Raw genomic sequence first — 23,147 nt, forward strand, 5'->3', positions numbered from 1 at the left:
CGGTTGCCGTTCACGCCTTCAGCGTGTCCTTCCGGTACAGCCAGGCCGCACCGCCCGAGAAGAGGACGAAGAACACGCCGAGGATGGCGATGTCCTTGGTGTGCGGGACCTGGCTCTGTTCGATCGCCTGTCCCAGGGCAGCGTACGCGTGGGTGGGCAGCCACTCGGCGATGTCCTGGAGCCACTGCGGGAAGGTCGTGGTCGGCATCCACAGGCCGCCGAGGATCGACAGGCCGAAGTAGGTGATCATCGTGATCGGGCGGACCGCGTCCCCGCTGGCGAGGTAGCCGATGGCGACCCCGAGGGCGGCGAAGACGAGGCTGCCGGCCCAGATGGCGCCGGTGAGGGCGAGCCACTGCCAGGCGTCCAGGCGTACGCCCTTGACGGCCGCGGCGACGGCGAACACGACGACGACGGACGGCAGGCTGACCACGGCCGCGCTCGCGGTCTTGGCGAGGACGTAGCCGCGGCCCGGCAGGGTGGTCAGCCGCAGTTGCCGCACCCAGCCGCTCTCGCGCTCCTTGGCGATGCGCTCGCTGTTGCCCATCAGGACGGCGGTCAGGGCTCCGAAGGAGGCCATCGACACCATCATGTAGGTGGCGAGGGTCAGCCCGGTGCCGTCGATCTTGGTGGTGTCGTCGGCCTGGCCCGCGATGAGCAGGAACAGCACCGACGGGTAGATCACCGAGAAGAACAGGAACTTGCGGTTGCGCAGGGCGCGGGCGAGTTCCAGCTTGATGAGGGCGTTCACGACTGCCTGGCCTCCTCGGCGGCGGTGATGGCGACGAAGGCCTGCTCGAGTCCGAGTCCGGCGACTTCGAGGTTGCGGGGGTAGACGCCGAGGCCGTACAGGGCGTGGACGGTCGCGTCGGCGTCGGTGGACTGGAGGCGGATCGTCTGGCCCGAGATGTCCACGGACGTCAGGAAGGGCAGCGCCCGCAGGGGTGCCTCGTCGATCGTGTCGTCGAGGAGGTCGAAGGAGATCCTGCGCGCTCCCGCCTTCGCCTTGATCTCGGCGGCGGTGCCGTCCGCGAGGAGGCGGCCCCGGTGCAGCACGAGCACGCGGTCGGCGATGGCGTCGGCCTCTTCGAGGTAGTGCGTGGCGAACAGCACCGTGCGGCCCTGGTCGGCCTGCTCGCGCATGGTGGCCCAGAACGCCTGGCGGGCGGAGACGTCCATGCCGGTGGTCGGCTCGTCCAGGACGATCAGGTCGCTGTCGCCCGCGGTGGCGAGGGCGAACCGGACCCGCTGGGCCTGGCCGCCGGAGAGCTTGTCGACCTTGCGGTCGGCGATCTGCGCGATGCCCGCGCGGGCCAGCACGTCGCTCGCCTTGTACGGCTTCGGGTGCAGGTCGCAGGCGAGCTTGACCAGTTCCCCGACGGTCACCTCGTCCATCAGCCCGCCGCTCTGGAGCATCGCGCCCACCCGTCCGGCGATGATCGCCTCACGCGGGCTGGTGCCGAACACCCGGACGGTGCCGCTGTCGGCCTGCTTGAGGCCGAGCAGCAGGTCCAGGGTGGTGGACTTGCCGGCCCCGTTGGGTCCGAGCAGGGCCACGGTCTCCCCCGGGTGCAGCCGGAGCGTCAGGCCGTCCACGGCGCGTACGTCCCCGTACCTCTTGCCCACCTGATCGAACCCGACCACCTCGGTGGCGGTGGCCGTCGCTGTCGTCGTCATGCCGACCATCCTGGCGGCGGAGGCCGGGGGCCCGGCAGTGTCGGCCGTCCCGACTGCCGGATGACAGATGTCATGCGTACGGGGTGACAGGCCGCCGTACGGGGTGACGCGCCGCCTCCGCGGCCGGGTACGGCGGCCGCCCCTACGGCGTGACCCGCCGCCTCCCTGGCCGGGCACGGCGAAGGGGCACCCGGGTGCTGCCGGGTGCCCCTTCGGATGCCGTGACGGCCTGCCACGGCGACGGCTAGGACGGGTTCGTCTCGATGACGCCGACGCGGTTGGTGGTGCTGGTCAGCGCCGGGCGCAGGGCGCTGATCACGTCCTGGACCGTGACGGCCGTCTTCTGGCCGGTGCCGCGGGTGATGAGCACGCCGTCGAAGGTGTGGCCGTAGAGCTCCTTGAGCGCGGCCTCGTTGTAGCTCTCGACGAGCTTGCCGTCGATCGCCTTCACCTCCAGGAACTTCCACAGGGAGTTCTGCGGGCTGAAGGGGACCGAGTGCGCGGCGTCCGTCTGCACGGTGACCTTGGCGGACATCGCCGGCTCGGCGAACTTCTTCATCATCCGGTCGACCTCGGCGTCCGGGATCGTCGGCTGCCGGGTGGTCGTCGGCACCTTCACGGTGGCGGGCGCGCCCGTCTCCACCTGGGTGCGGTAGGCCTGTGCGACGGCGGTGTTCGACTGGGCGACGTCGATGCCCTTGCCCGCCTTGCCGTACACCGCGACGGCCTTGCCGGACTGGAACTTGATCGTGCCGTCGCTCGCCGAGCCGGAGCCGCCCGCCGCGCTCTGCAGCGCGGCCTGGAGCTTCTCCTCGTCGACGGGCATGACCGGCTCGATCTCGCGCTGGCCGCCGAAGAGCGAGCCGATGACGGAGACCGGGTTGTAGTCGCTCTGCGCGGCCGCCGCGACGGTGGCCTGCTCGTCGAGCTGGAGGCCGGCCTGGTCCGGCTTGAGCGTGACGGTGTCGCCGTCGACCGACAGCTTCAGCGGCTGGCCGACCCGCTCGCCGAAGGCCTCGTCGAGCTTCTTGACGGCCTCGTCGCGGGTCCCTCCGCCGATGTCGACGCCGAGCACGGTGGTGCCCTTGGGCACGTCGGAGTGGTTCATCAGCAGGCCCGCGCCGTAGGCGCCGGCCGCGCCGACGACCACGAGGCTGCCGAGCAGGACCAGCTTGCTGCGGCCCTTCTTTTTCTTCCGGGGCGCGGCCGGCGGCACGTTCTGCGCGACCGGCTCGGGCAGCTTCGGGGGCGTGTGCGGCAGCGGTCCGTCGGGGCGCGCGCCGGATCCGAACGGCGCGCCGGGGGCGCCCGCGACGCCCGGGGGCACGATGGGCATGCCGCTGGTGACGGTCTGCCCGGAGACGTTGTCCATGCGGCCGCCGTAGCCGCCGGGGCCGGGTTCGGGGGCCGGCTTCTGCGGGGTGAGGATCGCGGTGTCGTCGCTCAGCCCGCCGGGGCCACCGCCCGCGGCCGCGGGGCCGCGGCCGGGAGCCGTGCCGGGACCACCGGGGCCACGCCCACGGGGTCCGCCGGGCATCCCGGGGTCGCTGAAGGACTCACCGCCGCTGAACGCCTGCGGGCCGCCGGGAGCACCCGGAGCGCCGGGCGCGCCCGGTCCGCCGGGAGCACCGGAGGCGCCGGGGACGCGGCGTGCGCCGAGGCCGCCCTGCGCGCCGCCCACCGGGGGCACCAGCGGGCCGTCGCCGGTGACCGGGCCGCCGGTGGGGCCGGAGGGGCCCTGGGCGCCGCCCTGGCCGCCGGGGACGCTCGGCGGGCCGCCGTACCCGCTCTGGCCGCCCTGGCCGCTCTGAGCGCCCTGGCCGTTCTCCGCGAAGTACGGCAGGTCGTCCCGGCGGGTATCGCCGGAGCCGGGGCGTGAGCCGTTGCCCAGCGGACCCGCCGCCAGGGCCTCGGTCACGTCGAAGGAACCGGTGCCGCCGCCGTGGCCGGGCGCGACGGGGCCACCGGTGGCGCCCGAGAGTCCGGCACCGTTCGTGCCGCCGGGGCGCGAGCCGCCGGCGGGACCCGCGGTTCCGGCCACACCGCCGGGCCGGCCGGCGTTCGGCGGGGCGGCCGCGGGGGCACCGGCGGGCGCGCCCGGACCGGCACCGGCGGCGCCCGCCGCGGCACCGCCCGGCAGGCCCGCGCCGTTGGTGGAACCGCCGCCCTTGCCCGATCCGCCCTTGCGGGGGGCGAACCAGTCGCTCGTCTTCTCCTCGGCCGGGGCCGCGGGGTCGGCGGGCGGTTCGACGGCGCCGGTGGGCACGGCGGCGGGCGCCGGTGCGGCGGCGCCGGTGTCCTCGCCCGTCCCGCTGTCGCTGTCCGCGACGGGCGTACGGACGACGACCGGCGGAATCGGCCGCGACCCGGGGATGTTGATCCGGATCCGGGTCGTCAGCGTGGTCTCGGTCTTGCGCTCCTCCGGCTGGGCGGCCGAACGGCCCGCGCCCGTACCGCCGTCGGAAACCATGGGGGTCCCGTACGGCGGCGTGCCGGAGGGGTAAGCGGCTCCGCCGCGCCCGTCGGGCCCGGAGGACGGAGTGTCAGTTTCACGACTCAAGGCAGGTTCTCCCGGTTGGCTCCGCCGCCCGCACAGGCCTCACGGGCGGCTCGGCGGCGCGCACCACCATACTGGCCACTTCTGGCGTGTATCCCACGACCGCCGGGGAAACCCACACGGCACATCCACGCGCGACACACGGCGAAGTGGTACGTCACTTCCCAAGTCGGACGGTGTCTGCCCCCGGTTGCCGCCCCCGGCCGAGGGTGGCGCAGATCACAGCGAGAGCCATGCCGCCGAGCAGGAAGAGATAGGAACCGCCGCCCGCGCCGAACAGGAAGTCCCCTTCGGGGCGGCTGGCGGTGAGGAAGACGACGGTGACCATCCAGCCCGCGGCGGGCGCGACGGCCCCGCCCCGGCTGCCCGCGGCACGCGCCCCGCCGAGGAAGAGCCCGACGGCACCGGCGAGCGCGAGCAGCAGTCCGCCCGGGAACCACGCCGCCTGCACCAGCGCGCCGGCCATCGCGACCAGCACGCCGAGCAGCAGGAGCCCCAGGTGGGCGAGGGCGCGTCCGGCGGAGGGACGCCGCAACGGCTGGGCGAGCATCGCACCGCGTTCGCTCATGACGCCTCCTCGGTCCCGGCGAACAGGTCGGCCGTGCGTCCGCCCGCGCGCTCCCCGCTCACCAGTTCGTAGTACTCGGTGGTGAAGAGGGGCTGGGCGAGCTCGTTGGAGAGCGCGAAGTACGCGCCGTCGGACGCCACCTCGATCTGAGTGGCGTGCGCGCGCATCGCGGCGGCCTTGGCGGCGGCGTACGCGGTGCCGTCGATCTCGGCGGTGATCCGTTCGCCGGCCACGACGCCCGGCACGTCCTCGACGGCGGCGGCCTTGGTCCCGGGGCCGGGCAGCTCGGCGCGGAGCCGGCCGAAGGCCTCCTCGGCGGCCGCGCGCGGTACGCGGTTCCAGTAGACCCTGGGGATCGGCCGGCCGGCGTCGGCGGCCAGTTCGGCGGCGCGCATGGCGACGCGGTGGGCCTGGATGTGGTCGGGGTGGCCGTAGCCGCCGTTGTCGTCGTAGGTGACGAGGACCTGGGGGTCCACCTCGAGGATCACGTCGAGGAGACGGGCGGCGGCCTCGTCGACGTCCGCCTGCCAGAAGCAGGACGGGTCGTCGTTCTCGGGCAGGCCCATCATCCCGGAGTCCCGGTAGCGGCCGGGGCCGCCGAGCTGACGGAAGTCCTCGACGCCGAGTTCGCGCATCGCGGCCGCCAGCTCGCCCAGCCGGTACTCACCCAGGGCGACGCCGCTCAGGTGCCCGAGCTCGGGCGGGATGACCTCGCCGAGTTCGCCGAGGGTGCAGGTGACCAGGGTCACCCGCACGCCCTCGGCCGCGTACCTGGCCATGGTCGCGCCGTTGTTGATCGACTCGTCGTCCGGGTGCGCGTGCACCAGCAGCAGACTCCGGGCGGGTGGTTCCGTCATGGGACCACCCTACGAGGCACGCTCGCCCCGGTGGCGCGCCAGGCTCCCCGTCGGGACGGCCCGGCCGCCACAACCCCGTGCCCGCATCAGAACTTGATACTGCCGATCATGCTCGCGACGCTCGTGGTCAGATCGCTGATCGTGGGCGCCACGGTCGACGAGGCGAGGTAGAACCCGAGGAGCATGCACACGACCGCGTGCCCGCCCTTCAGACCCGACTTCTTGATCAGCAGGAAGACGACGATCGCCAGCAGCACTACCGCCGAAATCGAGAGTGCCACGGCGGCTCACCTCCAAGGACCCGGGAACGTGGGGGCACAGCAGGGGAACTTGTAAATCCATACAGCAGCCAGCAGGTTCATACCCACACAGCGCTAGTGATCATAACTATCCGTGCGCGCGCATCCGTCGGCGCACTGCCGCACAAGGGGGCGCATGGCCAATATGGTCAGGGCATGACGACCGAGCCTGACTCCTTCCCCCGTCGGCACGCCCGCACCCAGCGATTCACGCTCGGCGCGCCGCGTTCCTTCACCGTGGCTCCCGACGGTTCGCGGGTCGTGTTCCTGCGCTCCGGGTCCGGCACGGACCGGGCCAACTCCCTGTGGGTTCTTGATGTGGCGGGCGGCACGGAACGCGTGGCGGCCGACCCGGGCGCCCTCCTGGGCGGAGCCGCGGAGAAGCTCTCGCCCGAGGAGCGGGCGCGCCGCGAACGCAGCCGCGAGGGCGGTGCGGGCATCGTCGCCTACGCCACCGACGCGGCCGTGGAACTGGCCTCCTTCGCCCTGTCCGGGCGGCTGTTCACGGCCGGGCTGCTGTCCGGCGCGGCACGCCAACTGCCCGTGCCCGGCCCGGTGATCGACCCGCGCCCCTCCCCCGACGGACAGCACATCGCCTACGTCCACCGGGGCACCCTGCGCCTGGTGGGCGCCGACGGCGAGGGCGACCGCGCGCTCGCGGAGCCCGAGTCGGCCGGAGTCTCCTATGGATCGGCCGAGTTCATCGCGGCCGAGGAGATGGCGCGCTCGCGGGGTTTCTGGTGGGCACCGGAGTCGGACCGGCTGCTGGTGGCGCGGGTGGACGACACGCCGGTGCAGCGGTGGTGGATCTCCGATCCCGCCCACCCGGAACGTGATCCACAACACGTCCCGTATCCGGCGGCCGGCACGCCCAACGCGGAGGTGCGGCTGTTCGTGATCGGGCTCGACGGGGCCCGCACGGAGGTGTCCTGGGACCGGGCGCGCTACCCGTATCTGGCGCGAGTGCACTGGTCAGCGGCGGGTGCGCCACTGCTCCTGGTGCAGGCCCGGGACCAGCGCAGCCAGCTGTTCCTGGCCGTGGACCCGCGGACCGGGGCGACCCGGATGGTGCACGCCGATGAAGATCGAAATTGGCTGGATCTTTTCCCTGGAGTGCCGTGCTGGAGCCCGTCCGGGCAGCTGGTCCGGATCGCGGACGAGGGCGGCGCACGGGTGCTCGCGGTCGGCGAACGACCTCTCACCGGAACGCAGTTGCACCTGCGCGCGGTGCTGGACGTCACCGACGAGGACGTGCTGGTCTCGGCCTCGGCCGGCGAGGACGCGGCGGCTCCGGAGACCGGCGAGGTGCACGTCTACCGCGTCAACGAACTGGGCCTGGAACGCGTGTCCCAGGTGCCCGGCGTGCACACGGCGGTGCGCGCGGGGGGCGTGACCGTGCTCGTCTCCGCGACGCCGGACCGGCCGGGGTCGAAGGTGCAGGTGCTGCGTGGCGGAAAGCTGACGGCGACTGTCCGGTCGTACGCCGAAAATCCAGGTATGTCCCCGCGCGTGACCCTGGTCGAGGGGGGCGCACGGAGAATTCCATGCGCCGTGCTTATGCCTTCGGACTACCTCGGTGACACTCCCCTGCCGGTCCTCATGGACCCCTACGGTGGCCCGCACGGTCAGCGCGTGGTCGCCGCGCACAACGCGCATCTGACCTCGCAGTGGTTCGCCGACCAGGGGTTCGCGGTCGTCGTCGCCGACGGGCGGGGCACCCCGGGCCGCTCGCCGGGCTGGGAGAAGGCGGTCAAGGACGATCTGGCGGCGGTGGTCCTCCAGGACCAGGTCGACGCGCTCCAGGCCCTCGCCGAGGACTTCCCGCTGGACCTGAGCCGGGTCGCGATCCGCGGCTGGTCCTTCGGCGGCTATCTGGCCGCCCTGGGGGTGCTGCGACGCCCCGACGTCTTCCACGCCGCCGTGGTCGGCGCCCCGGTCACCGATCTGCGCCTGTACGACACCCACTACCAGGAGCGCTACCTCGGGCATCCGGCGCAGCAGCCGGAGGTGTACCGCCGCAACTCGCTGGTGGACGACGCCGGACTGGTGGAGCCGGCCGAACCGGCCCGCCCGATGATGATCATCCACGGTCTCGCGGACGACAACGTGGTGGTCGCCCACTCGCTGCGGCTGTCCTCGGCGCTGCTGGCGGCCGGCCGGCCGCACGAGGTGCTGCCCCTCTCCGGGGTGACCCACATGACCCCTCAGGAGGCGGTCGCCGAGAACCTGCTCCGGCTCCAGCTGGACTTCCTGCGGCGCGCGCTCGCACGGGACTGAGACACCGGACGAGGCACCGGACGAGGCATCGGACAAGGCACCGGACAAGGCGACGGGCCGGGAGACATGGCGCTCCCGGCCCGTCTACGGCACCCGCACGGCCGTACGCTGTTCAGACTGGCCCGTCCGTATATCGGAATCGCTTCGGCCAAGTTGCCTGCTTGTTAACGCGGTTGATGCTGATTCAGGCGGTTATGACACCCCGTCCGCCGGGTCGGGCGGCGGCTCCTCGGGCGGCACCACCTGCTTCTCCTCGGCGAAGTGGCAGGCCGAGTCGTGGGCCGCCGGGCTGGACGTCATGCGGAACTCGGCGGGGACGGCCAGGACGGGCACCTCCAGGGCGCAGCGCTCCTGGGCCTTCCAGCAGCGGGTACGGAAGCGGCAGCCGGAGGGGATGTTCGTCGGGGACGGCACGTCACCCGCGAGGATGATCCGCTCACGGTGTTCGCGGGCGTCCGGGTCGGGAACCGGGACCGCCGAGAGCAGGGCCTGGGTGTACGGGTGGGTGGGATGGTCGTAGATCTCGGCGTCCTTGCCGATCTCCACGATCCGCCCGAGGTACATCACCGCGACCCGGTCCGAGATGTGCCGGACGATCGACAGGTCGTGCGCGATGAACAGGTAGGAGAGGTCGAACTCCTTCTGGAGACCGGCCATCAGGTTGATGACCTGTGCCTGCACCGACACGTCCAGCGCGGAGACCGGCTCGTCGGCGACGATCACCTCGGGGCGCAGCGCCAGCCCCCGCGCGATGCCGATGCGCTGGCGCTGGCCGCCGGAGAACTGGTGGGGATAGCGGTTGATGTACTCGGGGTTGAGGCCGACCACGTCCAGCAGGTCCTGGACCTTCCGGCGCCGGTCGCCCTTGGGAGCCGCCTCCGGGTGGATCTCGTACGGCTCGCCGATGATGTCGCCGACCGTCATCCGGGGGTTGAGGGAGGTGTACGGGTCCTGGAAGACCATCTGGATGTTGCGCCGTACGGCCTTCAGCGCCCTCCCGGACAGGCGGGTGATGTCCTCACCCTTGTACTTGATCGAGCCGGCCGTCGGCTTCTCCAGGTTGACCAGCATCCTGGCGACCGTCGACTTGCCGCAGCCGGACTCGCCGACGATACCGAGGGTCTCGCCCCGGGCCAGGGCGAAGTCGACGCCGTCGACGGCCTTCACCGCGCCGACCTGCTTCTTGAAGAGGATGCCCTGGGTGAGCGGGTAGTGCTTGACGAGCCCGCTCACCTCCAGAATCGGCTCAGTCATGGAGGCACTCCCTCCAGAAGTGGCAGGCGCTCGTCCGGGCCCCGCCCGACTCGGACACCTCGTACAGCGGTGGCTCGTCCGTCCGGCACACGTCCTGGGCCATCGGGCAACGGGGGTTGAAGGCGCAGCCCGCCGGGATGTTCATGAGGTTGGGCGGCAGACCCTTGATGGCGTAGAGCTCCCGGCCCTTCTGGTCCAGCCGCGGGATGGACTCCAGCAGTCCCCGCGTGTAGGGGTGGGCGGGCGCCTTGTAGATGTCGTGCACGGGGGCCTGCTCCACGATCCGGCCCGCGTACATCACCGCGATCCGGTCGGCGACGTCCGCGACCACGCCCAGGTCGTGGGTGATCAGGATGAGACCCATGTTGTACTCGCGCTGCAACTCCGCGAGCAGGTCCATGACCTGGGCCTGGACGGTGACGTCGAGGGCGGTGGTGGGTTCGTCGGCGATGATCAGGGCCGGTTCCAGGGCCAGCGCCATCGCGATCATGATGCGCTGGCGCATACCGCCGGAGAACTGGTGCGGGTACTGCTTCACCCGCTCCCCGGCGGCCGGGATGCGGACCCGGTCCATCAGCTCGACGGCCTTGGCCCGCGCGTCCTTGCGTGACATCCCGCGGTGCACCACGAACATCTCGCCGAGCTGGTCGCCCACGGAGAGCACGGGGTTCAGGGAGGACAGCGCGTCCTGGAAGATCATCGCCATCTCGGCGCCGCGCACCTTGCGCCGCTGGTCCTCCTTCAGGGTCAGCAGGTCCCGGCCCTGGAAAAGAATCTGGCCGCCGGTGATCCGGCCGGGCGGCATGTCGAGGATGCCCATGATCGCCTGCGCAGTGACGGACTTCCCGGAGCCGGACTCGCCGAGCACGGCGAGGGTCTCGCCCGCGTCGACGCCGTAGCTGACGCCGTTGACGGCCTTGGCGATCCCGTCCCTGGTGCGGAACTCCACCTGCAGGTCGCGTACTTCGAGCAGCATGTCGCCGTCACCTCAGCTTCGGGTCGAGGGCGTCGCGCACCGCGTCGCCGAGCATGATGAAGGCCAGGACGGTCAGCGCCAGCGCCCCGGAGGGCCACAGCAGCGCGTGCGGGGCGTTGCGGATGTACGGGGAGGCGGCGGAGATGTCGATCCCCCAGGACACGCTCGGCGGCTTCAGCCCGACACCGAGGTACGACAGGGTCGCCTCCAGCGCGATGTAGGTGCCGAGCGCGATGGTCGCGACGACGATCACCGGTGCCACCGCGTTCGGGGCGATGTGCCGCAGCAGGAGCCGCGAGTTGGAGGCGCCCAGGGCGCGGGCCGCCTGGACGTAGTCGTTCTGCTTCGCGGTGATGACGGAGCCGCGGGCGATGCGGGAAATCTGCGGCCAGCCGAGCAGCACCATGAACCCGATGACCGGCCAGACGGTGTTGCTGGTGACCACGGACAGCAGGACCAGACCGCCGAGCACGACCGGGATCGCGAAGAAGACATCGGTGATCCGGGACAGGATCGAGTCCCAGAACCCGCCGAAGAAGCCCGCCAGGCCGCCCAGGACGCTCCCGAAGAGCGCGACCCCCACCGTGGCGCAGACGCCCACCGTGACGGACGTACGGGCCCCGTAGACCGTGCGGGTGTACACGTTGCAGCCCTGGCCGTCGTAGCCGAACGGAGCGCCTCCCCGGGAGCCCTGCTGGGCCTTGGCGAGGTCGCACTGCAGGGGGCTGCCGGAGGCGATCGCCGAGGGCCACAGGGAGATGAAGACCAGGAAGAGGATGACCAGCGAGGAGACGATGAAGACGGGGTTGCGGCGCAGGTCGCGCCAGGCGTCGGACCACAGCGAGCGGGGCTTGCCCGCGGGGCCGGTGCCCAGGGGACCGCCCGGCGTCTTCTCCAGGGTCTCCGCCTCGCTCGTGGCGAGGTCCATGGCCCCGCCCATGCCGGTCGCGGCGATGGCGCCCTCGGGTGCGCCCCGGTCCTGGGGGTCAGGCATAGCGGATCCTCGGGTCGAGTACGGCGTACAGGAGGTCGACGAGCAGGTTGGCGACCAGGAAGACGAGCACGAGAATGGTCACGAATCCGACGACGGTCTGGGTGTTCTGGCGGACGATGCCCTGGTAGAGCTGGTAGCCGACGCCGTGGATGTTGAAGATCCGCTCGGTCACGATCGCGCCGCCCATCAGGGCACCGATGTCGGTGCCGATGAAGGTGACGACCGGGATCAGGGAGTTGCGCAGCAGGTGCCGGGTGATGACCCGGTGCCTGGGCAGGCCCTTGGCGGTCGCCGTGCGGACGTAGTCGGAGCGCTTGTTCTCGGCGATGGAGGTGCGGGTCAGCCGGGTGACGTAGGCCAGGGAGACGGAGGCCAGCACCAGGCCCGGCACGATCAGCTCGCCGAAGGTGGCGTCCGGGGAGACGGACGGTTTGATCCAGCCCCACTCGACGCCCAGCAGCAGCTGGAGCAGCAGACCGGTGACGAAGGTGGGCACGGAGATCACGACCAGGGTGAGCAGCAGCACCGCGGTGTCGACGGGCCGGCCCCGGCGCAGGCCCGTGATGACACCCAGGGTGATCCCGATGACGATCTCGAAGATGATCGCGACGATCGTCAGCCGGATGGTGACGGGGAACGCCGCGCCCATCAGCTCGGTGACCGGCTGGCCGTTGAACGCCGTACCGAAGTCTCCGGTGAAGACGTTCCCCATGTAGGTCGCGTACTGCTGCCAGACCGGTTTGTCGAGGCCGAACTCCCGCTTCAGCTGGGTGGCCGTGGCGGGGTCGCACTGCCGCTCGCCGCACAGGCCCGCGATGGGGTCGCCCATCACGTTCACCATCAGGAAGATCAGCAGGGTGGCGCCGATGAACACCGGGATCATCTGGAGGAGGCGCCGGACGACGTAGCGTCCCACGGCGGATCAGCCGACCTTGATCTCGTTGTACACGGGGACGGAGAACGGGTTGAGCTTGACGTTCGAGAGCCGGTCCGAGTAGCCGGCGCTGCCGTTCTGGTACCAGAGCGGGATGGCGGCCATGTTGTCCCGGACGACCTTCTCGGCGTCCTGGAAGGTGCTCACCGCCTTGGTCGTGTCCGTCTCGGCGTTGGCCTTGTCGACGAGCTTGTCGAAGTCCTTGTTGGACCACTTGCCGTCGTTGGAGGAGGCGTCGGTGTAGTAGAGCGGCTGCAGGAAGTTCTGGATCAGCGGATAGTCCATCTGCCAGCCGGCGCGGAACGGACCGGTCATCTTCTTGTCGCCGATCTGGTTGCGGAAGTCGGCGAACGTGCCGACCGGGTTGCCGACGCAGGCCTTGTCGTCGCCGAGGGCGTTGTTGATGGAGTTGCACACCGCGTCGACCCACTGCTTGTGCGAGCCGGTGTCCGCGTTGTACGTGATCTTGACCTGGCCGCCGGGCAGGCCGCCGCCCTCGGCGATCAGCTTCTTGGCCGCGGCGGGGTCGTACTTGCAGCTGTCCCCGCACAGGCCGTCCTGGAAGCCGCCGGCCTCGCCGAGCACCGGTGAGGTCCAGTCGGTGGCCGGGGTGCGGGTCTTCTGGAAGATCGTGTCCGTGATCTGGTCACGGTTGATCGCCATGGACAGGCCCTTGCGGACCTTGTCGGAGTCGGCCTTGTTCCAGTTCTTGTCGTAGTACGGGAAGGCGAGGGTCTGGATGATGCCGGCGGGTGTGTTGATGTACCGCCCGCCGAGGTCGTTCTTGACGTTCTTGAGCTGGGCGGCGGGCACGTCGTCGACCAGGTCGAGGTTGCCGGCCAGCAGGTCGGTGTAGGCGGTGTTGTTGTCGGTGTACACCTTGAGGTTGACCCCGTCGTTCTGCGCCTTGTCGTTCCCGGGGTAGGCGTCCCACTTCTTCAGGGCCATCTGGGAGCCCTTGGTGTAGGAGTCGATGGTGTACGGGCCGTTGCCGATCGGCTTGCTCACCCAGGCCGCGTGGTCGGTGAAGAACGCCTTCGGCAGCGGGGCGTAGGCGACGTAGCCGAGAGTGTCGGGGAAGGTGGAGAACTTCTGGCTGAGCTTGACGGTGAAGGTCTTGGGATCGACCACCTTCAGCCCGGAGAGCTTGTCGGCGCTCTGCGAGCCGCTCTCCGGGTGGACCTTGTCGTAGCCGTCGATGTAGCCGAAGAAGTACGCGTTCTTCTGGTTGTTCTTCAGGCTGGCGCCGTAGTTCCAGGCGTCCACGAAGGACTGCGCGGTGACCGGCTCTCCGTTGCTGAAGGTCCAGCCGTCCTTCACGGTGATGGTGAAGTTCTGGGAGTCCTTGGTGACGATCTTCTCGGCGAGCATGTCCTCGGCCTTGCCGGTCTCCGGGTCGTACTTCTTCAGGCTCCGGAAGATCATGTCGAGGACCTTGCCGCCCTGCACCTCGTTGGTGTTGGCCGGCTCCAGCGGGTTCTGCGGGTCTCCCCAGGAGGAGCTGAACACCCCGCCGCCGCCTCCACCGCCGCCGTCGCTCCCGCCGCCTCCGCAGGCCGTGGCCGCGAGCGCTACCGCCGCCGCGCAGACGACTCGTTGGGCGTGCGTGGCTCCACGCATGGGGTGCCTCCTCAGGAACGCGCATGACTGCGCTGGGCCGCCAGCGCCGAAACGCTGATCCTTTATCGGCCAATATCGCCTCAAAAGGAACGGCACGCACATGCACTCACCCGTTCGCACGGCCTCCCGGGGGACGGGGCTCCCCAGCAGGGCGCCGGACGGCCGGACACACGCGACCGGGGCGGGGGTGGCCTGGTGGCCTCACCCCCGCCCCGGTCGGCGGTCGCACGTCCTTACGGACTCATTCCTGTCGGCCTTACGGAGTCACTCCTCCTTGTCGGCCGGCGGGGTCACTCCTTGTCGGCCGGCTCCTCCAGCGCCCGCAGGGCCGGGTCGAGGACGACGTCCGCGTCGCGGGCCTCCGTCGAGGGGTCCTCCGGGAAGTGGCAGGCGGTCAGGTGACCGTCGAGGTTGCCGGAGAGCTGGACCAGCGGGGGCTCCTCCGTGGCGCACTTGTCCTGCGCCTTCCAGCAGCGGGTGCGGAAGCGGCAGCCGGACGGCGGGTGGATCGGGGACGGGACGTCACCGGCGAGACGGATCCGCTCCCGGGCCTCCGACTCGTCGTCGAGCTCCACCTCGGGCACCGCGGACAGCAGCGCGTGCGTGTACGGGTGCCGGGGGCGGTTGTAGATCGAGTCCCGGTCGCCCACCTCGACCACCTTGCCGAGGTACATGACCGCGACACGCTTCGAGAAGTGCCGGACGATCGCGAGGTCGTGGGCGATGAAGAGGAAGGCGATGCCCAGCTCGTCCTGGACCTTCTTGAGCAGGTTCACCACCTGCGCCTGGATCGACACGTCCAGCGCGGAGACCGGCTCGTCCGCCACGATCAGCTTCGGGTTCAGGGCCAGCGCGCGGGCCACGCCGATGCGCTGGCGCTGACCGCCGGAGAACTCGTGCGGGAAGCGGTTGTAGTGCTCCGGGTTGAGACCGACGAGCTCCAGGAGCTCGCGGACCCTGGTCTCCCGGCCTCCGGGCGGGTTGATCCCGTTGACCTCCATCGGCGACTTGATGATCGTGCCGACGGTCTGCCGCGGGTTCAGCGAGGAGTACGGGTCCTGGAAGATCATCTGGATCTCGGACCGCACCGGCGCCATCTGACGGCGCGAGGCGTGGGTGATGTCCTGGCCGGCGTACGTGATCGTGCCGGCCGAGGGCTCCAGCAGGCGGGTGATGAGCCGGCCGGTGGTCGACTTGCCACAGCCCGACTCGCCCACCAGGCCGACGCTCTCGCCGACGCCCACGGTCAGGTCGACACCGTCGACGGCCTGCACGGCGCCGACTCTCCGTTTGATCGGAAAGCCGCCGAAGATGGGGAAGTGTTTCGTCAGGCCCTGGACCTCGAGCAGCGTCTCGGCGGGCGCGGTGTCGGCGGTGCCCTGCTGTGTCGGGAGGGTGAGGTTGTCGCTCATGTCTCGGTTCTCCCTAGCGCAGCCGGGGCTGGATCTTGTCGATGAAGATGGTCTGCTTCTGCTCGGCCGTCAGGTGACAGGCGGCCGCCCGGCCGTCGCCCAGCGGCGGCCTGGAGTCGGTGCACAGCGTGCCGGGCACCTCGCTGCGGAAGGCGCACCGCGGGTGGAAGGGGCAGCCCGTCGGCGGGTTGAGCAGCGAGGGCGGCGAGCCGGGGATCGGCGTCAGCGCCTCGTCGACGTCGCTGTCCAGTCGCGGCATGGAGCTGAGCAGACCCCAGGTGTAGGGGTGCCGCGGCTCCCGCATGACCTCGCGGACGCTGCCGCGCTCGACGGCCCGGCCCGCGTACATCACGAGCAGGTCGTCGGCCATGTTGGAGATGACGCCCAGGTCGTGGGTGATGAAGATGATCGCGGAGCCGAACTCCTGCTGGAGGTCCTTGAGCAGGTCCAGGATCTGGGCCTGCACGGTGACATCCAGTGCGGTGGTCGGCTCGTCGGCGATCAGCAGGTCGGGGTCGCACATCAGTGCCATGGCGATCATCGCACGCTGGCGCATACCGCCGGAGAACTGGTGCGGGAAGTCGTCGAAGCGCACCTTGGGCTGCGGGATGCCGACCTTCTCCAGCATCTGCACCGCGCGGTCCTTCGCCTCCTTCTTGGAGGCGCCGGTGTGCTTCATGTACGGCTCGGACAGCTGGCGGCCCACGGTGTAGAACGGCGACAGCGCGGTCAGCGGGTCCTGGAAGATCATCGCCATCTTGTTGCCGCGGAGCTGCTCCAGCTCCTTCTCCGTGGCGGTGACGAGTTCCTTGCCGTCGAGAATGATCTCGCCGTCGATCGTGGTGCTGCGCGGGTTGTGCAGGCCCAGGACCGTCAGGTTGGTGACGGACTTGCCGGAGCCGGACTCGCCGACGATACCCAGGGTCTTGCCGCGCTCGACGTCGAAGGACAGCCCGTCGACCGCCTTGACGATGCCGTCCTCGGTGGAGAACTGCACCCTCAGATCACGCACCGACAGGAAGCTCTCCGGGCCGGTCGGGGCCGGGGCGTCCTCGGTCTTGGTCAGTGTGGTCACGGTGGTTCGTTCTTCCTAGGAGAGCCGGACGCGCGGGTCGATGTAGGCGTACGCGATGTCGGTGAGGATGTTGAAGATCAGGATGAAGAGGGCACCGAACAGCATGACGCCCATGGTCAGCGGCAGGTCCTTGTGGGAGGCACCGTCCACGGCGAGACGGCCGATCCCCTGGAGGGAGAACGTGAGCTCGGTGACGACGGCACCGCCCAGCATGCTGCTGATGTCGATGCCGAGCACGGTGACGATCGGGATGAGCGCACCACGCCACGCGTAGCGGAAGAACACGTACTTGCTGGACATGCCCTTCGCCCGGGCGGTGCGCACGTGCTCCTCGGAGAGCTGCTCGATCATCGACGAGCGCGCCATACGCGTGTACTGCGCGGTGAAGATGGTCGCCATCACGAGGGTGGGCAACAGCATGCCGGTGAACCACTTGAACGGGTTCTCGGTGATCGGGTTGTACTGGGGGTTGTCCATCCAGCCCGTGCTGTACACGAAGATGATCAGCACGATCGGGCCGAGGAAGTAGATCTGGAACGAGCTGAGCACCATCGACGCGCCGGTGGCGATCTTGTCGACCGTGGATCCGCGCTTGTACGCGGCGAGCATGCCCGCGCCGACACCGACGACGAGGAAGACGATCGCGCCGCCCGCGGTGAGGGTCAGGGTGGTCGGGAAGCGGTCCAGGATCGTGGACCAGACCTCGTCACCCGAGTAGAAGGAGACCCCGAGGCACGGAGCGCTGCAGTGCCCGGTGGGGAAGTCGCGGCCCATGACGATGCCCGTCATGAAGTCCCAGAACTGCTGCGCGATGGGCAGATTGAGACCGAGGGCCTGTCGGATGTCTTCCAGTCTCTGGGGAGAGCAGTCCTTGCCGCAGGCCAGCGAGGCGTAGTCGGAAGGCGCGGCGACAAACAGGAAGAAGGTGGCGGCGCCGAGGAGGAACAGGGTGACGACGGCACCGACTGTGCGCCGGAGGATGAACTGAAGCATGGCGGGGAGGCTGCTCTCTGCGGAGACGGTGGGAGGTTTCGCGGAAGTACGGGGGCGCGCTCCGCCTGGTGCGCGCCCCCGCGGTCAGCCGTAGAGAGTTACGACTTCAGGTACAGCTGGTTGATGTCGATCAGGCTGGAGACCGAGGCGTACCGGGCACCACCGATGTTCGAACCGGAGAGCTGGAACTGCTTCGTGTACCAGAGCGGAGCGGCCGGCAGGACCTTCTCCATCAGGTAGTGCTGGGCTTCCGTCCAGGTCTTCGCGGCCTCGGTCGGCTCCTGGCTCAGCGCCGTCTTGATGAGCTCCTTGACCTTCGGGTCCTTGGTGTGCGAGTAGTTCGGCGAACCGTCGGCGACCTGGGACGGGTCGTAGACCGGCGTGATCACGGTGCCGGCCGACGGCCAGTCCTGGCCCCAACCCGAGATGTACATGTCGTACGGGTTGTTGAGCTTGCCGATCTGCTCGTAGTAGCTCGCGGCGTCGACTTCCTTGGAGACGACGTCGAAGCCGACCTTGGTCAGGGCGTCCTCGATCGCGACCTTGCGCTTCTGGCCGTTCTCGCTGTTGGCGTACGCGAAGACGACCTTCTTCTCGGCGGCCGGGATGTCCTTGAGGATCTCCTTGGCCTTCGCGATGTTGCCCTGCGGCGTCTTCAGACGACCGTACGGGTCGTACTTCGCCTCGTAGCCCGGCAGGGTCGGGGCGAAGAAGTTCGGCGCCACGTCGCCGCCGTAGACACCGCCCTCACCGGCGATGAGCGACTTGGAGTTGACGGCGTACGTGATGGCCTGGCGGACCTTGAGGTTCTTCACCCGGTCCAGGTTGAACGTCAGCTGCATCACGTAGGGCTGGTAGCCCTTGACCGTGCGCTTGCTGACCGCCGGGTTGCCGATGACGTCCTGGATCTGCGTGGCCTCGACGCCGGCGGTGAGCTGGATGGCGTTCTTGTCCTCGCCCTGGTCGGCGATCAGACGCTTGGTCTGGGTCGACTCGGTGAGGCCGAACTGGAAGTTGAAGCCGTCCGGGTACTGGTGGCGCACCGAGTCGGTCTTCGGGTCCCAGTTGGTGTTCTTGGTGAGCACCAGGGACTTGCCGATCTTGTACGACGCGATCTTGTACGGACCGGTGGCCACGGGGGCCTTGTCGTACTTCTCCTTGGTGTCCGTCTTCTCCGGGACGACCGCGTAGCCGGCCATGGCCAGCGTCTGCGGCAGGTCCGGGCGGGCGGTGTCGAAGTGGAAGACGACCGTCTTCGCGTCCGGGGTGTCGAGCACGGAGGCCGGCAGGTGCTTGCCGTCGAAGCCACCGCCCGGGAGGAGCTTGCGGTAGTCCGAGGAGTACTTCTCGCCGGCGAGCCAGGTCTGGAGGTAGGGCGGGCCGTCGAAGATGAACTTGGCGAACTGGCGCTCGACGGTGTGGCGGACGTCGGTGGACGTGATGGCCGCGCCGTTCGCGTCCTTGACGCCGTCCTTCAGCGTGAAGGTCCAGGTCTTGCCGCCGTCGGAGGACTTGCCCGAGTCGGTGGCGAGGTCACCCACGACCGAGACGTTGCCCTTGCCGTCCTCCTTGAACTGCGTCAGGCGACGGAAGAGCAGGTTGGCGACCTGGCCGGCGTCCGAGACGTAGATCTGGCTCGGGTCGAGGTGGGACAGGCCCGCCTCCTGGTAGACCGCGATGGTGCCGCCGCTCTTGGCACCGGCGACCTCCGCGGCGGGGCCCGTGGAACCGGCGGCGTCGGCGTAGGTGACAGCCTTCGACTGGACCGACGCTTCCTGCTGGTCCTTCTTGGAGTCGCCGGTCGACTTGGAGCCCTTGTTCTCCGAGCATCCGGTGAGCGCGAGTGAACCGGCCGCGATCGCGACCACGATGGCGCGCGCTCTGCGCGAAGTGAACGACTTCATAGTGGCGTATGCACCTACCTGTCGGTTGTTATCCATGAGTACTGCCTGACGCGGCTGGTAGGCCGACGCGGGGGCGGCAGTCACCCCCCACCAATGGACGTTCTACCGCCCAGACTTGGGGTCGAAAGCGTCCCGCACCGAGTCTCCGAGGAGGTTGAATGCGAGGACGAAGATCACCAGCGCCACACCGGGGAAGAAGATGAACGCCGGATCCTGCTGGGCGTACTTAGAGCCCGCGGCGAACAGTCGTCCCCAGTCCGGGGTCGGCTCGACGAAGCCGACTCCGGCGAAGGAGAGGAAGGCGATGGTGAGGATGGTGCTGGGCAGCTGGTACGTGAACTGCACCAGGATGGGCGTCACCACGTTCGGCAGGATCTCCTTGCGGACGATCCGGCCGGGCGAGGCGCCGGAGACCTTGGCGGCCTCGACGAACTCCCGCTCCCGCAGGGACAGCACGGTCGAGCGCACCAGGCGCGCCATGCCCATCCATCCCAGGAGCCAGAGCACGATCAGCATCGCCAGCGCGCGGAAGTAAGTGGGGGTCTCCTCGCGCGGGTCCACGAAGAACGCGGTCACCACGGGCATGAAGGCGATGAAGAACAGCTGCTGCGGGAAGGACAGGAAGAAGTCCGTGACCCGGCCGATCCAGTAGTCGGTACGACCGCCGAAGTAGCCGCCGATCAGACCGATGATGACACCCGTGACCATCAGCAGCCCGGTGACGCCCAGGGCCATGAACAGCGAGGTACGCATGCCGTACACCAGCATGGCGAACACATCGCGTCCGTACTGCGGCTCGACTCCGAACCAGTGCTCCCCGGAGAGCCCGCCGAACCAGCCCAGCGGAAGGCCGAAGTCGTCCAGGACCGGCTTGTCCGCGAACGTCGGGTCCTGGCCGTACAGGGTGTACGGGTCGGTCCCGCTCAGCTTGGTGAGCAGCGGTGCCACCAGAGCGATGACGAAGTACAAAATCACTACCACCGCACAGATGACGCCGGTACGGTCACGCTTGAACCGCTGCCACATCAGCTGGCCGGGGGAACGACCCTCAAGCTTCGTCTCGCCCTTGGCGGGCTCGGGCTTCGACTCGAGCTCGGGGTCCAAGGCGATCGACGGCCCGGAGCCCTCGGCCTTGGCTGGACTGGTCATGTGTGTTCTTCCCCCGGGGGGTTGGAGAATTGGAGCGCAGCACAGAAACCGGCAGGTTCTGTGGTTTGGGGGAACTTTCGCCAAGGAGGTCAACGCGCGTCAAGGGCGGAAGACCTAGGGATCTCCCTATCGTCAATATTTTGAGCAAAAATTGCGACGATTGACACCTGTGCGCGCTTGACATGCGAGACAGTAAACCGTCATTTCGGACATAAGCGAAGTTATTTTTGTTTACATGTCCGAAACTTGACCGCTGAATCTCCGATATCCGAACACCGTCTCAACTGCCCGTAACACGACCAGAACGCACCCCGCCGACCTGCGGCCGGCCGCCCCGCGCACCCCGCCCGGGCCCCCGAAAGGCGGACATAACGAAGACCTGGCCCTCCGAAGGACAGAGGGCCAGGTCTCCGGAAACTACCGCCGAGCGGCCGTACCTCAGCCGTTCTTGGCGCGGCTCGCGGCGCGGGCACGCTCGCGGGCGTCCAGGTTCACCTTGCGGATGCGAACGGCCTCCGGGGTCACCTCGACGCACTCGTCGTCACGGCAGAACTCCAGGGACTGCTCCAGCGACAGCTTGCGCGGCGGGACGATGGCCTCGAACGAGTCGGCCGAGGACGACCGCATGTTCGTGAGCTTCTTCTCCTTGGTGATGTTCACGTCCATGTCGTCGGAGCGCGAGTTCTCGCCGACGATCATGCCCTCGTACACCTCGGTGCCGGGGTCGGTGAACAGCACACCGCGCTCCTGGAGGTTCGTCATCGCGAACGCGGTGACGGCGCCCGAGCGGTCGGCGACGAGCGAGCCGTTGTTACGGGTCGTCAGCGTGCCGAACCACGGCTCGTGGCCCTCGTGGATGGAGTGGGCGATGCCCGTGCCGCGCGTACCGGTGAGGAACTCCGTCCGGAATCCGATCAGGCCGCGGGACGGAACCACGAACTCCATACGGACCCAGCCGGAGCCGTGGTTGGACATGTTGTCCATCCGGCCCTTACGGACGCCCATGAGCTGCGTGACGGCGCCCATGTGCTCCTCGGGGACGTCCACGGTCATGCGCTCGACCGGCTCGTAGGTCTTGCCTTCGACCTGCTTGGTGACGACCTGCGGCTTGCCGATGGTCAGCTCGAAGCCCTCGCGGCGCATCTGCTCGACCAGGATGGCGAGCGCGAGCTCACCACGGCCCTGGACCTCCCACGCGTCCGGACGCTCGGTGTCGAGCACGCGCAGGGAGACGTTACCGACGAGCTCGCGGTCGAGGCGGTCCTTGACCTGGCGAGCGGTGACCTTGCGGTCCTTGACCGCGGCCTTGTTGTCCGCGCCCTTGCCGGTGCCACCACGGCCGACCAGCGGCGAGGTGTTGGTACCGATGGTCATCGAGATCGCGGGCTCGTCGACCGTGATCAGCGGCAGCGGGATCGGGTTCTCGGGGTCGGCGAGGGTCTCACCGATCATGATGTCCGGGATACCGGCGACCGCGCAGATGTCACCCGGCCCCGCCATCTCGGCGGGCTTGCGGGTGAGCGCCTCGGTCATCAGCAGCTCGGTGATACGGACGTTGGACATCGTGCCGTCACGCTTGATCCAGGTGACGGTCTGGCCCTTGCGCAGCTCGCCCTGCTCGACGCGGAGCAGCGCGATACGGCCGAGGAAGTTGTCGGCGTCCAGGTTGGTGACGTGCGCCTGGAGCGGGGCCGCCACGTCGAACTCGGGAGCCGGGACGTGGGACAGGATCGTGGAGAAGAACGGCTCCAGGCTGTCGCTGTCCTGCGGGACCGTGCCGTTCTCCGGCTTGGTCAGCGAGGCCACACCGTCACGCGCACAGGCGTAGACGATGGGGAACTCGATCTGGTCCTCGTCGGCGTCGAGGTCGAGGAAGAGGTCGTAGGCCTCGTTGACGACCTCGTCGATGCGCGAGTCGGGGCGGTCCGTCTTGTTGATGCACAGGATGACGGGCAGCTTGGCCTGCAGCGCCTTGCGCAGCACGAAGCGGGTCTGGGGCAGCGGACCCTCGGAGGCGTCGACGAGCAGCACCACCGCGTCCACCATCGACAGACCACGCTCGACCTCGCCGCCGAAGTCGGCGTGGCCCGGGGTGTCGATGATGTTGATGGTGACGACCTCGCCACCGTCCTTCGGGTGGTACTTCACGGCCGTGTTCTTGGCCAGGATCGTGATGCCCTTCTCACGCTCCAGGTCGTTCGAGTCCATCATGCGGTCGTCGAGCGACTCAGCGGCGTGCGCCGCGAAGGCACCCGCCTGCTTCAGCATGGCGTCGACGAGGGTCGTCTTGCCGTGGTCGACGTGGGCGACGATGGCGACGTTGCGGATGTCGTGGCGCGTGGCCATGGTGTGGCGTACTCCCGGAGTTGAGGACGGCCTGCGCGTACGTCTGTGTTACGCGGGCCCTGCCGGGCTTGACATGCCACGGCCTCACCCCATGGTACGGGCCCGAGGCGGCAGGGGCGCGCCAGGGCATATCCGCCCAGCTCAGGTCAGCCTTTCCGGCGCCGGAAAGGCGGCCGGGCGGGGCCCCCCCGGCGGGGGGGGGGGCGGCCGCGGTGAGGCGCCGGCCCGGGGGAGTTGCCGGGGGGGCCCCCCCGC

At 69.5% G+C, this 23,147-nt stretch carries 18 protein-coding genes; 1 reads left to right on the top strand and 17 read right to left on the bottom strand.

What is annotated here, in order from left to right; genetic code table 11:
• Positions 1-10: 10 nt before the first annotated feature.
• The 6 genes from ACWCQK_RS22115 to ACWCQK_RS22140 form a co-directional block, all read right to left on the bottom strand.
• Entirely contained in the window at positions 11-751 is a 741-nt protein-coding gene (locus ACWCQK_RS22115) for an ABC transporter permease (protein ID WP_451157319.1), read from the bottom strand.
• Complete coding sequence (locus tag ACWCQK_RS22120) at positions 748-1,677, bottom strand: ABC transporter ATP-binding protein (protein WP_451157321.1); 930 nt, start codon at positions 1,675-1,677, stop codon at positions 748-750. Before ACWCQK_RS22120 ends, ACWCQK_RS22115 begins: the two co-directional genes overlap by 4 nt.
• A gap of 244 nt (positions 1,678-1,921) precedes the next feature.
• Positions 1,922-4,237, bottom strand: coding sequence for a hypothetical protein (locus ACWCQK_RS22125; protein ID WP_451157322.1), 2,316 nt, complete (start codon positions 4,235-4,237; stop codon positions 1,922-1,924).
• Between the two features lie 154 nt (positions 4,238-4,391).
• Positions 4,392-4,802 (bottom strand): DUF6113 family protein, encoded by a 411-nt coding sequence (locus ACWCQK_RS22130; RefSeq protein WP_451157324.1) that lies wholly within the window; start codon positions 4,800-4,802, stop codon positions 4,392-4,394.
• Positions 4,799-5,659, bottom strand: coding sequence for an N-acetyl-1-D-myo-inositol-2-amino-2-deoxy-alpha-D-glucopyranoside deacetylase (mshB, locus tag ACWCQK_RS22135; protein WP_451157326.1), 861 nt, complete (start codon positions 5,657-5,659; stop codon positions 4,799-4,801). The genes ACWCQK_RS22130 and mshB overlap by 4 nt, the downstream gene beginning before the upstream one ends.
• A gap of 86 nt (positions 5,660-5,745) precedes the next feature.
• The gene (locus ACWCQK_RS22140) at positions 5,746-5,940 is read right to left on the bottom strand and encodes a hypothetical protein (RefSeq protein WP_385787774.1); all 195 of its coding nucleotides are present in this window, start codon (positions 5,938-5,940) and stop codon (positions 5,746-5,748) included.
• Between the two features lie 174 nt (positions 5,941-6,114).
• On the opposite strand from ACWCQK_RS22140, the gene ACWCQK_RS22145 reads away from it, so the two are divergent.
• Positions 6,115-8,235 carry a prolyl oligopeptidase family serine peptidase gene (locus ACWCQK_RS22145; RefSeq protein WP_451157328.1) on the top strand — a complete coding sequence of 707 codons (2,121 nt, stop codon included), beginning with the start codon at positions 6,115-6,117 and terminating at the stop codon, positions 8,233-8,235.
• Between the two features lie 192 nt (positions 8,236-8,427).
• On the opposite strand, the gene ACWCQK_RS22150 is transcribed toward ACWCQK_RS22145, so the two are convergent.
• From ACWCQK_RS22150 to typA, 11 genes are all read right to left on the bottom strand, one after another.
• Positions 8,428-9,489, bottom strand: a complete 1,062-nt coding sequence (locus tag ACWCQK_RS22150) for an ABC transporter ATP-binding protein (protein ID WP_451157330.1) — start codon at positions 9,487-9,489, stop codon at positions 8,428-8,430.
• Positions 9,482-10,465 (bottom strand): ABC transporter ATP-binding protein, encoded by a 984-nt coding sequence (locus ACWCQK_RS22155; protein WP_451157332.1) that lies wholly within the window; start codon positions 10,463-10,465, stop codon positions 9,482-9,484. Before ACWCQK_RS22155 ends, ACWCQK_RS22150 begins: the two co-directional genes overlap by 8 nt.
• 7 nt (positions 10,466-10,472) lie before the next feature.
• Entirely contained in the window at positions 10,473-11,459 is a 987-nt protein-coding gene (locus ACWCQK_RS22160; RefSeq protein ID WP_451157334.1) for an ABC transporter permease, read from the bottom strand.
• Positions 11,452-12,375 carry an ABC transporter permease gene (locus ACWCQK_RS22165; RefSeq protein ID WP_451157336.1) on the bottom strand — a complete coding sequence of 308 codons (924 nt, stop codon included), beginning with the start codon at positions 12,373-12,375 and terminating at the stop codon, positions 11,452-11,454. Before ACWCQK_RS22165 ends, ACWCQK_RS22160 begins: the two co-directional genes overlap by 8 nt.
• A 6-nt stretch (positions 12,376-12,381) precedes the next feature.
• Positions 12,382-14,013, bottom strand: coding sequence for a peptide ABC transporter substrate-binding protein (locus tag ACWCQK_RS22170; RefSeq protein ID WP_451157338.1), 1,632 nt, complete (start codon positions 14,011-14,013; stop codon positions 12,382-12,384).
• A 290-nt stretch (positions 14,014-14,303) separates the two neighbouring features.
• The gene (locus ACWCQK_RS22175) at positions 14,304-15,425 is read right to left on the bottom strand and encodes an ABC transporter ATP-binding protein (protein WP_451157340.1); all 1,122 of its coding nucleotides are present in this window, start codon (positions 15,423-15,425) and stop codon (positions 14,304-14,306) included.
• A 13-nt stretch (positions 15,426-15,438) separates the two neighbouring features.
• Positions 15,439-16,500 carry an ABC transporter ATP-binding protein gene (locus tag ACWCQK_RS22180; RefSeq protein ID WP_451157342.1) on the bottom strand — a complete coding sequence of 354 codons (1,062 nt, stop codon included), beginning with the start codon at positions 16,498-16,500 and terminating at the stop codon, positions 15,439-15,441.
• 15 nt (positions 16,501-16,515) lie between these two features.
• Positions 16,516-17,493, bottom strand: coding sequence for an ABC transporter permease (locus tag ACWCQK_RS22185; RefSeq protein ID WP_451157344.1), 978 nt, complete (start codon positions 17,491-17,493; stop codon positions 16,516-16,518).
• Positions 17,494-17,591: 98 nt separating this feature from the next.
• Positions 17,592-19,397, bottom strand: a complete 1,806-nt coding sequence (locus tag ACWCQK_RS22190) for an ABC transporter substrate-binding protein (RefSeq protein WP_451157346.1) — start codon at positions 19,395-19,397, stop codon at positions 17,592-17,594.
• Positions 19,398-19,499: 102 nt separating this feature from the next.
• Complete coding sequence (locus tag ACWCQK_RS22195) at positions 19,500-20,546, bottom strand: ABC transporter permease (protein WP_451157348.1); 1,047 nt, start codon at positions 20,544-20,546, stop codon at positions 19,500-19,502.
• A 438-nt stretch (positions 20,547-20,984) separates the two neighbouring features.
• A complete protein-coding gene (gene typA / locus ACWCQK_RS22200; RefSeq protein WP_451157350.1) occupies positions 20,985-22,892 on the bottom strand; it encodes a translational GTPase TypA in 1,908 nt (635 codons plus the stop codon).
• Positions 22,893-23,147 lie beyond the last annotated feature (255 nt).

This window comes from Streptomyces sp. NPDC002306 (assembly GCF_053593435.1).